11 protein-coding genes and 2 pseudogenes are annotated in these 14,021 nt (G+C 72.1%); 11 read left to right on the plus strand and 2 right to left on the minus strand.

The annotated features are described in order from the left end of the window. Positions 1 to 248 precede the first annotated feature (248 nt). The 3 genes from Sco07f_RS07290 (at position 249) to Sco07f_RS07300 (ending at position 4,173) form a co-directional block, all read left to right on the plus strand. Positions 249 to 584, plus strand: coding sequence for a Rieske (2Fe-2S) protein (locus tag Sco07f_RS07290; RefSeq protein ID WP_007451819.1), 336 nt, complete (start codon positions 249 to 251; stop codon positions 582 to 584). Positions 585 to 865: 281 nt separating this feature from the next. Continuing rightward, entirely contained in the window at positions 866 to 3,463 is a 2,598-nt protein-coding gene (gene clpB / locus Sco07f_RS07295) for an ATP-dependent chaperone ClpB (RefSeq protein WP_007451820.1), read from the plus strand. A gap of 173 nt (positions 3,464 to 3,636) precedes the next feature. Beyond that, positions 3,637 to 4,173 (plus strand): YbjN domain-containing protein, encoded by a 537-nt coding sequence (locus Sco07f_RS07300; protein WP_007451821.1) that lies wholly within the window; start codon positions 3,637 to 3,639, stop codon positions 4,171 to 4,173. Positions 4,174 to 4,254: 81 nt separating this feature from the next. Here Sco07f_RS07300 and Sco07f_RS07305 read toward each other — a convergent pair whose 3' ends face one another. Next, positions 4,255 to 5,445, minus strand: a complete 1,191-nt coding sequence (locus tag Sco07f_RS07305) for a pyridoxal phosphate-dependent aminotransferase (protein WP_108987425.1) — start codon at positions 5,443 to 5,445, stop codon at positions 4,255 to 4,257. A 930-nt stretch (positions 5,446 to 6,375) separates the two neighbouring features. Here Sco07f_RS07305 and Sco07f_RS07315 point away from each other — a divergent pair. Continuing rightward, a complete protein-coding gene (locus tag Sco07f_RS07315; RefSeq protein WP_003975062.1) occupies positions 6,376 to 6,786 on the plus strand; it encodes a carboxymuconolactone decarboxylase family protein in 411 nt (136 codons plus the stop codon). 42 nt (positions 6,787 to 6,828) lie between these two features. On the opposite strand, the pseudogene Sco07f_RS40510 reads toward Sco07f_RS07315, so the two are convergent. Continuing rightward, positions 6,829 to 7,026 (minus strand): annotated as a pseudogene (locus Sco07f_RS40510) (GNAT family N-acetyltransferase); the annotation flags it as partial. Positions 7,027 to 7,050: 24 nt separating this feature from the next. Here Sco07f_RS40510 and Sco07f_RS07325 point away from each other — a divergent pair. The 7 genes and pseudogenes from Sco07f_RS07325 to Sco07f_RS07360 all read left to right on the plus strand — a co-directional run. Beyond that, positions 7,051 to 7,272: pseudogene (locus Sco07f_RS07325) on the plus strand (tyrosine-type recombinase/integrase); the annotation flags it as partial. A gap of 323 nt (positions 7,273 to 7,595) precedes the next feature. Continuing rightward, the gene (locus Sco07f_RS41080; protein WP_054103078.1) at positions 7,596 to 7,889 is read left to right on the plus strand and encodes a hypothetical protein; all 294 of its coding nucleotides are present in this window, start codon (positions 7,596 to 7,598) and stop codon (positions 7,887 to 7,889) included. A 400-nt stretch (positions 7,890 to 8,289) separates the two neighbouring features. After that, entirely contained in the window at positions 8,290 to 8,826 is a 537-nt protein-coding gene (locus Sco07f_RS07335) for a DUF2617 family protein (protein WP_164140546.1), read from the plus strand. A 98-nt stretch (positions 8,827 to 8,924) separates the two neighbouring features. Then, a complete protein-coding gene (locus Sco07f_RS07340; protein ID WP_108987302.1) occupies positions 8,925 to 10,706 on the plus strand; it encodes a polyamine aminopropyltransferase in 1,782 nt (593 codons plus the stop codon). Positions 10,707 to 11,077: 371 nt separating this feature from the next. Continuing rightward, positions 11,078 to 12,238, plus strand: coding sequence for a sensor histidine kinase (locus Sco07f_RS07350; protein WP_167468044.1), 1,161 nt, complete (start codon positions 11,078 to 11,080; stop codon positions 12,236 to 12,238). Next, the gene (locus Sco07f_RS07355) at positions 12,235 to 12,978 is read left to right on the plus strand and encodes a response regulator (protein ID WP_007453209.1); all 744 of its coding nucleotides are present in this window, start codon (positions 12,235 to 12,237) and stop codon (positions 12,976 to 12,978) included. The genes Sco07f_RS07350 and Sco07f_RS07355 overlap by 4 nt, the downstream gene beginning before the upstream one ends. Before the next feature lie 52 nt (positions 12,979 to 13,030). After that, positions 13,031 to 13,933, plus strand: coding sequence for an SRPBCC domain-containing protein (locus Sco07f_RS07360; RefSeq protein ID WP_167468045.1), 903 nt, complete (start codon positions 13,031 to 13,033; stop codon positions 13,931 to 13,933). The last annotated feature ends 88 nt before the right edge of the window (positions 13,934 to 14,021 follow it).

The following is a 14,021-nucleotide window of genomic DNA, read 5'->3' on the forward strand; positions in this document are numbered from 1 at the left end:
CATGACGTGCCTGAATGAGCCATCGTCTTATCCGACGGGGGAAGAGGAGACCATCGAGTGAGGACGAAGCCGACTATGAGTAAGAGAATGCTTCGCTCGGTACTTGCCGCTGCTCTTTCCGCCGTCGTGGTGCTTGGGGTCGCGAGCGGCCTGGCCGGCAAGTCCAGTGAGGTTCATGCGAAGGTGACGTCGACCGCGGTGGTTGCAGGAGTCGACCGTGCCGACGACACGTCCTGGGACTGAGCGCGATGACCACACCACCCGACGACCGCTCCTTCCGTCGAGAAATGGCCACCGCCTACCGCTCCGGCTGGCACTTCATCGACCTGGTCACCGCGATCCCGCACGCCGGTGACTCCCTGATGGTGACCGTCTTCGGCGAGCCGGTCGTCGTCACGCTGGACGAGGACGGCGACGTGCGGGCGTACCGGTGCCTGCGGCGGCCTCGGGGGGCGCCGCAGCCCGTGCGGTGCGCCATCCGGTACGGAATGATCTTTGTGAACCTGGACCAGCGGGACCACCGGCTCGAGCAGCCGGACGTCCCCGAAGTGAGGACCATCTCGGCCACCCCCCGCAGTGCCTGACGCGATTCCCCCGTCGTAACAGATCGCTCAGGTGCTTCCCCCCGGCAGCGGCGTCACCGTGACCTGAACACGGTGACGCCGCTGTCGCATGTGCGGACATCTCGCGAAACCCGGCGGTTCTGCGGCTGGCCGAAAAAGCACTCGTGCGGCACGTTCCGTCTCCCGCTCCATCGCCCTGGCGTCCCGATCGGCGGGCACGTGGGGGCTCCGCCTTGAGTGGTACCGACTCAACTTTGTGTACGCTGGACGAGTCAGCACTACGCGAGGAGGAGAGCCAGACCGTGGACGCCGAGCTGACCAACCGGAGCCGGGACGCGATCAACGCGGCCAGCAACCGGGCCGTGACCGAGGGAAACGCCGACCTCACCCCCGCCCACCTGCTCCTCGCCCTGCTCCAGGGGCAGGACAACGAGAACATCACCGACCTGCTCGTCGCCGTCGAGGCCGACCTGGCCGCCGTGCGCTCCGGCGCCGAGCGCATCGTCGGCGGGCTGCCCAGCGTCACCGGGTCCACCGTCGCGCCCCCGCAGCCGAGCCGTGAGATGCTCGCCGTGGTCGCCGACGCCCAGGCCCGCGCCAAGGAACTCGGGGACGAGTACCTCTCCACCGAGCACCTGCTCCTCGGCATCGCCGCGAAGGGCGGCGCGGCCGGTGAGGTACTGGAGGGGCAGGGAGCGAGTGCGAAGAAACTGCAGGAGGCCTTCCGCAAGGCGAGGGGAGGGCGCCGCGTGACCACTCCCGACCCCGAGGGCCAGTACAAGGCGCTGGAGAAGTTCGGGACCGACCTCACCGCCGCCGCCCGGGACGGAAAGCTCGACCCCGTCATCGGCCGCGACCAGGAGATCCGGCGGGTCGTGCAGGTGCTGAGCCGGCGGACCAAGAACAACCCCGTGCTCATCGGCGAGCCCGGCGTCGGCAAGACCGCCGTCGTCGAGGGACTCGCCCAGCGCATCGTGAAGGGGGACGTGCCCGAGTCGCTGAAGGACAAGCGGCTGGTGGCGCTGGACCTCGGGGCGATGGTCGCCGGGGCGAAGTACCGCGGTGAGTTCGAGGAGCGGCTCAAGACCGTGCTCGCCGAGATCAAGGACTCCGACGGGCAGGTCGTCACCTTCATCGACGAATTGCACACCGTCGTCGGCGCCGGTGCCGGCGGGGACTCCGCCATGGACGCCGGGAACATGCTCAAGCCCATGCTGGCCCGTGGCGAGCTGCGCATGGTCGGCGCGACCACGCTGGACGAGTACCGGGAGCGGATCGAGAAGGACCCGGCCCTGGAGCGGCGCTTCCAGCAGGTGCTGGTCGCCGAGCCCACCGTCGAGGACTCCATCGCCATCCTGCGCGGGCTCAAGGGACGTTACGAGGCGCACCACAAGGTGCAGATCGCGGACAGCGCGCTGGTGGCCGCCGCCACGCTCTCCGACCGGTACATCACCTCCCGCTTCCTGCCCGACAAGGCCATCGACCTCGTCGACGAGGCCGCCTCCCGGCTGCGCATGGAGATCGACTCCTCGCCCGTCGAGATCGACGAACTCCAGCGCGCCGTCGACCGGCTGAAGATGGAGGAGCTCGCGATCGGCAAGGAGACCGACGCCGCCTCCCTCGAACGCCTGGAGCGGCTGCGGCGCGACCTCGCCGACAAGGAGGAGGAGCTGCGCGGCCTCAACGCCCGCTGGGAGAAGGAGAAGCAGTCCCTCAACCGGGTCGGCGAGCTGAAGGAGAAGCTCGACGAGCTGCGCGGGCAGGCCGAACGTGCCCAGCGCGACGGCGACTTCGACACCGCCAGCAAGCTGCTCTACGGCGAGATCCCCACCCTGGAGCGCGACCTGGAGGCCGCCTCCGAGGCCGAGGAAGAGGTCGCCCGCGACACCATGGTCAAGGAGGAGGTCGGCGCCGACGACATCGCCGACGTCGTCGCCTCCTGGACCGGCATCCCCGCAGGCCGCCTCCTGGAGGGCGAGACGCAGAAGCTGCTGCGCATGGAGGACGAGCTCGGCAAGCGGCTCATCGGCCAGACCGAGGCCGTACGGGCCGTCTCCGACGCCGTACGCCGCAGCCGGGCCGGGATCGCCGACCCGGACCGGCCGACCGGGTCGTTCCTCTTCCTCGGCCCGACCGGTGTCGGCAAGACCGAGCTGGCCAAGGCGCTCGCCGACTTCCTCTTCGACGACGAGCGGGCCATGGTCCGCATCGACATGTCGGAGTACAGCGAGAAGCACAGCGTCGCCCGGCTCGTCGGCGCCCCGCCCGGATACGTGGGCTACGAGGAGGGCGGCCAGCTCACCGAGGCCGTGCGGCGGCGGCCGTACACCGTCGTGCTGCTCGACGAGGTGGAGAAGGCGCACCCCGAGGTCTTCGACATCCTGCTCCAGGTGCTGGACGACGGCCGCCTCACCGACGGCCAGGGCCGCACCGTCGACTTCCGCAACACCATCCTGGTGCTCACCTCCAACCTGGGCAGCCAGTACCTGGTCGACCCGACGACCGGCGAGGCGGAGAAGAAGCAGCAGGTCCTGGAGGTGGTCCGGGCTTCGTTCAAGCCGGAGTTCCTCAACCGGCTCGACGACCTGGTGGTGTTCTCGGCCCTCAGCAAGGAGGAGCTGAGCCGGATCGCCCGGCTCCAGATCAACGGCCTGGCCCGGCGGCTCGCCGAACGCCGCCTCACCCTGGAGGTCACCGACGAGGCCCTGGCCTGGCTGGCCGAGGAGGGCAACGACCCGGCGTACGGCGCCCGCCCGCTGCGCCGCCTCGTCCAGACCGCCATCGGCGACCGGCTCGCCCGGGAGATCCTCTCCGGGGAGATCAAGGACGGCGACACGGTCCGCGTGGACCGCTTCGGCGACGACCTGATCGTGGGCCCGGCAAGCGGCAAGACGCTGTAGCCGATCGCTCCCGTCCCCGCCCCGGCGACCCGTCCCCCGGGTTGCCGGGGCCCCGAAGGGGTACCCGACCGGCCGGATCAAGTCAGCCTAGGGCTGACAGGCCCACGGCGGGCTTGCCACGCCCCTCCCCGCATGGGGGAGGATGGCCAGATCCGTACGAAGGGAAATTCACGGTGAGCATCGACCCGTCCTCGATTCCGAACTTCGGGGGCAAGCAGCCCGAGCCGCAGCCCCAAGGACCGGCGGGCCCCGTCGTCCCGGATCAGGATCTTGTGAAGCAGCTCCTCGAACAGATGGAGCTGAAGTACGTCGTCGACGACGAGGGCGACCTCGCGGCGCCGTGGGAGCAGTTCCGTACGTACTTCATGTTCCGCGGCGAGGGTGACCAGCAGGTCTTCTCGGTGCGGACGTTCTACGACCGGCCCCACCAGATCGACGAGAAGCAGCAGCTGCTCGAGTCGGTCGACGACTGGAACCGGCGCACCCTGTGGCCCAAGGTGTACTCCCACACGCACGACGACGGCACGGTCCGCCTGATCGGCGAGGCGCAGATGCTGATCGGCATGGGCGTCAGCCTGGAGCACTTCGTCTCCTCGACGGTCAGCTGGGTGCGGGCCGCCATCGAGTTCGACCGGTGGCTCGTGGAGCAGCTCGGTCTGGAGCAGGACGTCAACGAGTCGGAGAAGCCGACCGACGAGGACGGCGAGTAGTCCGCCCCCGCGGCTGAATCCAGGAGAGCCCGGCACCCGCGGCAGTGGGGGCCGGGTTTTCTGCTTCCCTCGCGGCTCGGCTCACCCCGCCAGCGTCTTCAGCCGCCGCACGGCTTCCTCCAGCACCGGGGTCCGCTTGCAGAACGCGAAACGGACGAACGGCGCGCCCGCCTCGCGGTGGTCGTAGAAGACCGCGTTGGGGACGGCGACGACCCCCGCCCGCTCGGGCAGGGAGCGGCAGAAGGCGATGCCGTCGCGCTCGCCGAGCGGGCGGATGTCGGTGGTGACGAAGTACGTTCCGGTGGGGCGGTGGACGCCGAAGCCCGCCTCGGCCAGCCCCGCGGCCAGCAGGTCCCGCTTGGCCTCCATGTCCGCCCGGTAGGCGGTGAAGTACGACTCCGGCAGCGCGAGCGCCTCGGCGACCGCGTACTGGAAGGGTCCCGAGGCCACGTACGTCAGGTACTGCTTGGCCGAGCGGACCGCCGTGAGCAGGGCGGGCGCGGCGGTGACCCAGCCGACCTTCCAGCCGGTGAACGAGAAGGTCTTGCCGGCGCTGGAGATGCTCACCGTGCGCTCCCGCATGCCCGGGAAGGTGGCCAGGGGGATGTGCTCGGCGCCGTCGAAGACGAGGTGCTCGTAGACCTCGTCGGTCACCACCAGCAGGTCCCGCTCCACGGCCAGCTCGGCGATCGCGGCCAGCTCCTCGCGGGTCAGGACCGTGCCCGTCGGGTTGTGCGGGGTGTTCAGCAGCAGGAGGCGGGTGCGGTCGGTGACCGCGTCGCGCAGTTCGTCCAGGTCCAGGCGGAACGCGCCCTCGTGCGGCCGCAGGGTCACCGGCACGCGCGTGCCGCCCGCCATCGCGATGCAGGCCGCGTACGAGTCGTAGTACGGCTCCAGCGCCACGACCTCGTCACCGGGCTCGAGCAGGCCCAGCAGGGCGGCGGCGATGGCCTCCGTGGCGCCGGCGGTGACCAGGACCTCGGTGTCCGGGTCGTAGGACAGGCCGTAGCGGCGGAACTGGTGTTCGGCGACGGCGGCGCGTAGTTCGGGGACCCCGGGGCCCGGCGGGTACTGGTTGCCGCGCCCGTCGCGCAGCGCCCGTACGGCGGCCTCGCGGACCTCCTCGGGACCGTCGGTGTCGGGGAAGCCCTGACCGAGGTTGATCGCCCCGGTCGTCACCGCCAGGGCGGACATCTCGGCGAAGATCGTCGTCCCGAACTCCGCCAGCCGGCGGTTCAGGAGGGGACGGGTGCTGGAGCTCATCGAGGTCATGGCGGTCATCCTGCGCCGAAGCTCCGGACTTCCTCAACTCACCTTCGGCGGCGGCCACCTGCGGCGATCTCCAGGCGTCCACGCTGACCTGCGGGTGGTCGGTCGACGTCTGTCATCGTCGGTCGACGTCGACCCCCCCCTCGCACGGCCCAGGGACGGCCCGGGACTCACCCACGGGGGAGGGGCTCGTCCTCGGGAAACCCGTGGTCAGGTAGGCCACCTACGGCTACTGCTCATGGCACCGCGGCTACAGTGCCGGCATCCGCGTCATCGAGGTGGTGGAGCAGGGGACCGGGCCGGGGCGAGTGCAGTCGGCCTGTGGCCCGTGCCGTGAGGAGCACGCCCTGGTCCCGTACGCCGACCGGCCATGACCGGGATCGGACGGCCGAAGCCGCCACCCGTCAAGGAACTCAACGGCTGGCAGTACCTCGGCTGGCACTGCTGCTGGTGCGACAAGGCTCTCCGGGTAGGGGCCAGATCCGTCGGCCGAGCCGAGGGGCGCTCCGGTGAACACGACTTGTCCATCGAGGTGTACGAGTGCGCCCCACCCTGCTCGGAGCGTCCGGCGGAGATCGAACCTGAGTAGCCAGTCTTGACGACAGGTGCGGCAGCGATGCCACGGCGGTTTCGGTCTCACCGTTTCCGCTTGCTGAGCAGTGAGAACGGCCCCTGGCCATGCGGATCGGTCAGGGGCCGTCCTCTTGCATCCTCATCAGGTCGATCATGGCGCCCCTGAACGTCGGCCAACTCGTCTCCCGCCTCGACTAGCTGTCCGTCGAGGTTCGGCGGTGTCTGTTGCTGTCCGGCCTTGTTGGTGTCAGGTACTGGTGTCAGCGAGAAGGGGCGCTCTTGACGAACCCGACATAGTGGAATAATTCGAGCGTCGTGCTGGTCCCATGCCCTTGGGTCGGCAGCGCGCAGAATGGCGCCATGACGGAACACGACGCTGACTACACGCGCGCTCTGAACAACGCCGAGAAGATCCTTGGTTTCAGCCTGGCGCCGTATGTCGATCCTAGGCCGACGGAACCTGACAACGCCTACGACTTCACACGGATCGCGACCGAACACGCCTTCAATGACGCTTGGACTCGCAGCGAGCATCTCGACCTCCGCACCCGCGCACTCATCTCGGTCACCATTACGGCGAGCCTGGGCATCCTCGAGCCGCTCCGGGGCCAGCTGCGTATCGCTCTGCACAATGGCGTGACCAAAGAGGAGATCGTCGAAGCCTTCATCCAGATGGCCGTCTACGCGGGTGTCGCTCGCGCGTTTGACAGCTACGCCGTGGCACGCGAGGTCTTTGCCGAACACGCCGAAGCAGACTCGTCTGAGAACTGAAGCGCCGACGTCAGCCGCGTCCGCTGAACCACAACCCTCCCCGGCCGCTGCCCGGTAGACCCGGTCTCCCGCCCAGTCGAGAAGGGCGCCTCCGACGTTCTGCCCGGAGTAATCCCGTGCCACCGCCAGTTTGTTGACGAACATTGACGGCTCGGACAGCTCCTTGCCCGACCACAACCCTTCCTCAGCCTCCGGGGTGAGTGTGATCGTGGCGGCGGTCTGGTCACCGTCCCTCAGCATGAAGACGGTGCCCGCCGCGATCGTCCGGCGCGCGAGCAGGGCATGCACGCACTGCGGCACTTCCACGCCTCGGCGCTGCTCGACGCGGGCGAGAACATCAAGGCCGTGAGCGAGTACATGGGGCATGCCGATCCGGGTATGACCCTGCGGGTGTACGCCCACCTGATGCCCGACAGCCGCGAGCGGGCCCGGCGGGCGATCGACTCCGTGTTCCGGTACGGCCCGGAAGGCGCTGACGGCCCATAGGCGGCCCAGCAAGGCGCCAACGGCGCCTGACTCGCACTCCGGTGCAGGTCAGGGGCTGTTCCCGTTCAGGAACCCTCAGAACTTCCTCAACTCTGCTTTGGGGCATGGCGGCGAGGGGCATCTCCCGTTCACGCCGGTGAGCTTCACGGCGCGATCCACAGGCAATCGGCAAGCGATCCACAGGCGATCGACGGCGGTCGGCAGGCAGCCGACGGCGGTCGGCAGGCGATCGGCTGGCGATCGACAGACAGCGAGGCGTCCGACGGGGGATTGCTTCGGGGGACTTCCGGGCGTGTCCCGGAAACGGGAAGGAGGGTGGAGCCGTGGTCACAGGCATCATCCTGTTCGTGGTCGCAGCCCTGGTGATCAGGGTGTTCGTGCGGGGACGGCGCACCTCCCGCACCGTCCGGACCACGGGCGGCAGGAGCTCGCGCTGGACCGGCACCGGCGGGGGCGGCGGCAGCGGCGGCGGCACCAACAGTTGGTGGGCCGGCGACGGGGGCGGTTCGTCCTCGGGCGGACACCACTCGGGCCACTCCTGCGGTGGCGGCTCGTCCTGCGGAGGCGGGTCGTCCTGCGGGGGAGGGGGCGGCGGATGCGGCGGAGGCGGCGGCTGACACGGGGCAGCCGAGCCTCTCGTCCGGGGGAACCGCATCCCCTGCACGGGGCCCGCTCCTGGGGCCGGGTCCCGCGTCCCCATCACGAGCGCCCGCCGGGGCACACTCCCGGTGGGCGCTCCCACGCACCGGCGCACTCCGTGCGGGCGGGGTGTGCGCCACGGTTGAACAGTTGAGCTGTGGAGCCCCCTGAGGGATGGAAACGTCACGAAGTTGGGTAAAAACGCTGTGGCGGCGCCACCGTTCATGATTCGCTCTCCCTCATCAACGCAGCTCCTCGGACGACCTGTTGACCCCCCTCCTGACCGGCCGACTGGGCTGAGCGGGCCGCATCCCCGGCAGTGCCCCGGATGCGCAGGCCCCACACCTTCCGTTCCTTGTGTGCTTGCGGAGCCGTTCCATGCTCACGACCCTGACAACCGCCTACACCGACACGCGCGCATCCGACCTGGCCTGGGCCCTGGGGCGCGAGCCTCTGCCCGCGCTCGCCTGTCTGGACATCGAACTGACCGACGCGAAACTGCAGTTGAGACTCCTGGGGGCCTCTCATCAAGTCCTGCTCGAGGAGGAGGGTGGCAGCTGTTCGGAGACGGTGGCGTGCATCCCGGGCAGCAGCACCCCCCTTCCGCTGGGCGTCGCCAAGCGGAAGGGCGACTGGGAGTACGAGTTCGCCGCCCGCGTGGAGGTGCTGACACCGGGCTCCTTCGCCGGCCGCGCGCAGGAACTGATCGCCCTGGTCTCCGACCACCCGCACGGCCTGGCCGGGGTCTTCCCGGGCAGTCCGCACGCCTTCACCGCGCTGCTGGCCCAGCGGCGCGAGGGGCAGGTGCACTGGCGGACCTGGCACGCCTATCCGCAGGACGGCCAGTTGGTGGCGACCCGGACCCGGGTGGGCGTGCGGGTGCCGACGTCGCAGCTCAGACCGTCCGCGGTGTGAGCGAGTAAGAGCCGGATAAACCTGTGGCGCCCCACAGTGCCCAAGTTTCACACGTGTGGGTGACGAAGCGCAGTGGCCGCGTGACGTAACGTCACTTCGTGATCGAACCGCACGCGCCCGCCCCGCCCGGCTCTCCGCCGTCCTGGGGCGATGCCTGCGGTCCCAGCGACGCCTGCGACGCCTGCGACGCCTGCGACGCCTGCGACGCCTGCGACGCCTGCGACGCCTGCGGTCCCAGCGAGGCCGGCGGCCCCGGCGGTCCCGAAGCGACCGCGCGGCTGCCGGTCCGGCCGGCCGTCGGGCGGTTCCTGGTGCTGGCGGGCGTGTTCGTGTGCGCGGCCTGCGGGCTCGTGTACGAACTCGAACTCGTCGCGCTGGCCTCGTACCTGATCGGCGACTCGGTCACCCAGGCGTCCGTCGTCCTGTCCGTCATGGTCTTCGCCATGGGCCTCGGCTCGCTCGCCGCCAAACGGCTGCGCGGCCTCGCGGCGGCCGGCTTCGGCGCGCTGGAGGCCGTCCTCGCCCTCGTCGGCGGCTCCAGCGCGATGGTGCTGTACGCCGTCTTCGCCTGGACCGGCGGCTGGGGCGGCCTGTGGGCCGACGGCCCGCGCGTCCTGCTGGTCGCCTTCTCCCTGGCCATCGGCGTGCTGATCGGCGCCGAGGTGCCGCTGCTCATGGAGCTGATCCAGCGTGTCCGCAGACAGGACCCGGGCGGTGCCGTCGCCGACCTCTTCGCCGCGGACTACGTCGGCGCGCTCGTCGGCGGCCTCGCCTTCCCGTTCGTGCTGCTGCCCTTCCTCGGCCAGCTCACCGGCGCGCTGCTCACCGGCACCGTCAACGCGGTCGTCGGTGCCGCCCTGGTCCTCGGCCTGTTCCGGCGCGACCTGACCCGCCGGGCGCGCTGGCTGCTGCTGGCCGCCAACGTGGTCGTCCTCGCGCTCCTCGCCACGGCGACCGTCCTCGCCGACGACTTCGAACGCGCCGCCCGGCAGGCCGTGTACGGCCAGGACGTCCGCGTGGCGGTGCGGACCGACGTGCAGGAGGTCGTCCTGACCGGCGACACCGACGGCCGGCCCCTCGACCTGTTCCTGGACGGCCGGCTGCGGGTGCGCGGCAGCGACGAGCGGCGCTACCACGAGGCGCTGGTGCACCCCGCCATGAGCGGCCCCCACGCGCGCGTGCTGGTTCTCGGCGGCGGCGACGGCCTCGCCGTCCGGGAGGTCCTGCGCCACCCCGGCGTACGCCGTGTCGACGTCGTCGAACTCGACCCCCAGCTCGCCCGGCTGGCCCGGCACGACCCCGGCCTGTCCGCCCTCAACGAGCACGCCTACGGCGACGCGCGCGTCCACACCGGCACGGGCGACGCCTTCCGCCGGCTGCGCTCGACGCCCTCCGGGACGTACGACGTGGTGATCTCGGACCTGCCCGACCCGGCCGTCACGGCCAGTACGAAGCTGTACTCGCAGGAGTTCTACGGCCTGCTGCGGCGGGTGCTCGCGCCCGACGGGCGGCTGGTGGTCCACGCGGGCCCGGTCTCCGCACACCCGCGGGCCTTCTGGACGGTGGACGCCACCCTCCGCGCTGCCGGCCTGCCGACCGTCGCCTACCGCGTCGGCGCACGCGACCCGGGCTCCGGCCCCGACGCCGCCTCCGAGCCCGGCCCCACGCCCGGCCCCGACCGCACCGGCGCGGCCCCGCGCGCGCCCCGCGGCTGGGGTTTCCTCCTGGCCGCCCGGACGCCCCCCGTGCTGCGCCTCGACCCGGCGGCGCCCCGCCCGCACACCCTCACACCGGACTCCCTGACCCGGGACGCCCGCGACGCGGCCCGCACCCGGATGCCGGGGCTGCCGCCCTCCACGCTGGTGCATCCCCGCTACTGAGCCCGGCGCGCGGGCGCCGCGACCGCGAGCGTCCACGGCCCCCGTGGTCCCCACGTCCCCCACGTCCATCCGTGGCCCCCGTGGCCCCCGTGATCCCCGTGATCCCCGTGATCCCCGTGATCCCCGTGATCCCCGTGATCCCCGTGATCCCCGTGCGGCGGCCCGGCCCTTCCCCCCCGGGTACGGGACGAACCGCCACACCCCCTGTGGATCGCTCGCACCGAGAACCTATGGCCGCCCCGCGTGCCGCGGAATCCGGCGGTGGGTGGAGACCGGAGCCAACCCGGCGCGGTAGCCGGCCGGTTCCTGCAACTTCCGCGGTACGGCAGAAGGATGACGCCGACGCCGGGCGGCGGACCTACGCTGCGGGAATGCGCCTGCACCCCCTGGCGGCCGACGGCCTGATCGCCGCGGCGCTGACGACCGTGGCCGTCCTGCTCGGCACCGAGGCCGTCGCCCAGGGGTGGCCCGCGCTCGACCCGCTCGCCTGGACCCTCGTCGCCCTGCTGACCCTCCCTCTCGTCCTGCGCACCCGCGCCCCCGTCACGGTCTGCCTCGCCGTCCACGCCTGCTGGGCGGTGTACGTCACCCTCGACTACTGGCCCGTCGTGGGCTCTTTCGGCCCGATGCTCGCCGTCTACACCGTCGCCTCCCTGCGCCCCACCCGCACCGCCGCCGCCTGCGCCGCGCTGCTCGCCGGGGTCTGGATCTACGCCGGTCTGCGCAGCGACGCCGGGGCGATGGCCTCGGTGGTGGGGCAGGCCGTGGGCTTCCCGCTGGTGCTGTGGCGGTTCGGGTATGTGGCCCGCCGGACCGGCGAGCTGACGCTGCGGCTGCGGGCCGAGCAGGCCGACCGCGCCCGGCGCGAGGTCGCCGAGGAACGGGTGCGGATCGCCCGCGAACTGCACGACGTGGTCGCCCACCACATCGCCGTCATCAACGTCCAGGCGGGCCTCGCCCGCTTCGTCTTCCACTCCGACGCGCGCACCGCGCGCGACGCCCTGGACACCATCGAGGGCGCCAGTGGCGAGGCCCTGGCCGAACTGCGCCGCATACTCGGCCTGCTGCGGGCCGACGGCGTGCAGGGCGCGGACGGCGCACCCGCCCCCGGCCTCGACCAGCTCGACGAGATGGTCACCCGGGTGCGCACCGGCGGCGTCGGCGTCGAGCTGCGCGTCACGGGCACCCCGCGCCCCCTGCCGCCCGGCGTCCAGCTGTGCGTCTACCGGGTCGTGCAGGAGGCGCTCACCAACGTGCTCAAGTACGCGCCCGGCGCGGACGCCGCCGTGGAACTCGCCTACCGGGCGGGCGAGGTGACGGTGTCGGTGACCGACGGCGGGCCGGTGGAGGGGCTGGATCCGGTCACACCTGCCGAGCGGGGCGGACACGGCTTGATCGGGATGCGGGAGAGGGCCAAGCTCTACGGCGGGACGATCCTCGTCGGCCCGCGCAGCGAGGGTGGATTCGGCGTGCGCCTTACCCTGCCGACGCCGGTACAGGCCGCACGCAGGGGAGACACCGTCAGGGAATGACCGACGCAGACCGCCCGCCGGACGGGCCGCACCACGACGCCGCCGGGCCGATACGCCTGCTCGTCGTCGACGACCAGTTCCTCGTCCGCAGCGGCCTCGCCACGCTGCTGCGCGCCGCGCCCGGCATGGAGGTCGTCGGCGAGGCGGCCGACGGCGCCGAGGCGGTGGCGCTGGCCGCGCGGACCCGGCCGGACGTCGTCCTGATGGACATCCGCATGCCCGGCCTCACCGGCATCCAGGCCACCGAGCGGATCCTCGCCGAGGCGGTGGACCCCGCGCCCCGCGTCCTCGTCCTGACCACCTTCGATCTCGACGAGTACGTGTACGGCGCCCTGCGGGCCGGCGCCTCCGGGTTCCTGCTCAAGGACGCGGGGCCGGAACGGCTGCTGGCCGCGATCACCGCGGTGCACGGCGGCGACGCGCTCTTCGCCCCCGCGGTCACCCGGCGTCTGGTGGAGGCGTTCACGCGGATGACGGACACGGGGCGCGCCGAATCCCCGGACGCCGCTCCGCCGCCCGAGCTGACGGCGCTGACCGGCCGCGAGGCCGAGGTGCTGAAGCTGGTGGCCGGCGGGCTGAGTAACGCCGAGGCGGCCGACCGCCTGTTCATCAGCGAGGCCACGGTGAAGACCCACCTCAACCGCACGATGAGCAAGCTGGGCCTGACCAGCCGGGCCCAGGCGGTGGTCGTGGCGTACGAGACGGGGCTGGTGACGCCGGGCGGCGCGGGCGGCGGGTGACTTTGTGCCGACGGGGGGTGCACCGGGCGCCCGCTGGGTAGGCTGCGCTGACATGGAGCATGAGGTGTTCGTTCCGGTTCCGGCCGAGCGGCTCAGGGACGTGCTGGCCGACCCCGTCCGGGTCGCCCGGGCGGTCCCGGGGCTCCAGCAGGACGCCGGTGCCGAGCCCGTCGCGGGCCGGCTCAAGGTGCGCATCGGCAGTCACTCCATCACCTACCGCGGCTCCCTGCGCCTGTCCGCGCGGGAGGACGGCACGTACGCCGTCGAGGGCGAGGCCACCGAGTCGCGCGGCACCGGCACGGTCAAGCTCGCGCTCACGCTCCGCGCGGACGACGCCGACGGCGGCGCCACCGTCACCTTCACCGGGAAGGCCACCGCGGACGGCCGCGTCACCGAGCTGCCCGGCGAGTCGGTCACGTCGGCGGCGGCCCGGCTGCTGACCCGGTTCGCGGCGAACCTGGGCGCGGCGGCGCAGGTCTCCCCGCAGCCGGACCCGGAAGCACAGCCGGACGAGACGAAGCCCCAGCCGGACCCGGACCCCGCCCCGGACCCCGCCTCGGACCCGGATCCCGCCCCGGACCCTGAGGCGCACCCCGATCCGCACTCCACCTCCGTCTTCGACACCGAGATCCCCCCGCCCTCCCTCATGGACACGGACGAGGACGATGAAGGAGCGGACGGCGACCCGCCCGGGGACGAGGTAGCGGACACGGCGCCGCACGCCGCCGGGGAACCGGCCGTCCAGCCTCCCGCCGAGGCCGCGCACGCCCGCCGCACGATGATCGGCCGCAGCGCCGAGGAGGTGGACCACGCCCCGCCGCGCGGCAGGTACGCCCCCGTGCCCGCACCCCAGGCGAGCGCGGTCGGCGCCCCCCTGCGCTGGGCCGCCCCCGCGGCCGCGCTGGTCGTGGCGTCGGCGATCGTAGTGGGCCGTGCTCTGCGCAAACGCCGCTGAACCGCGGCCCGGCGTGACCCGCCCCGGCACCCGGCACCCAGGCACCCGCCACCCGCCACCCGTCACCCGGCACCGCCCCGTCGGCCGA

The organism is Streptomyces coelicoflavus (assembly GCF_003112555.1).
Taxonomy (GTDB): Bacteria; Actinomycetota; Actinomycetes; order Streptomycetales; family Streptomycetaceae; genus Streptomyces; species Streptomyces coelicoflavus.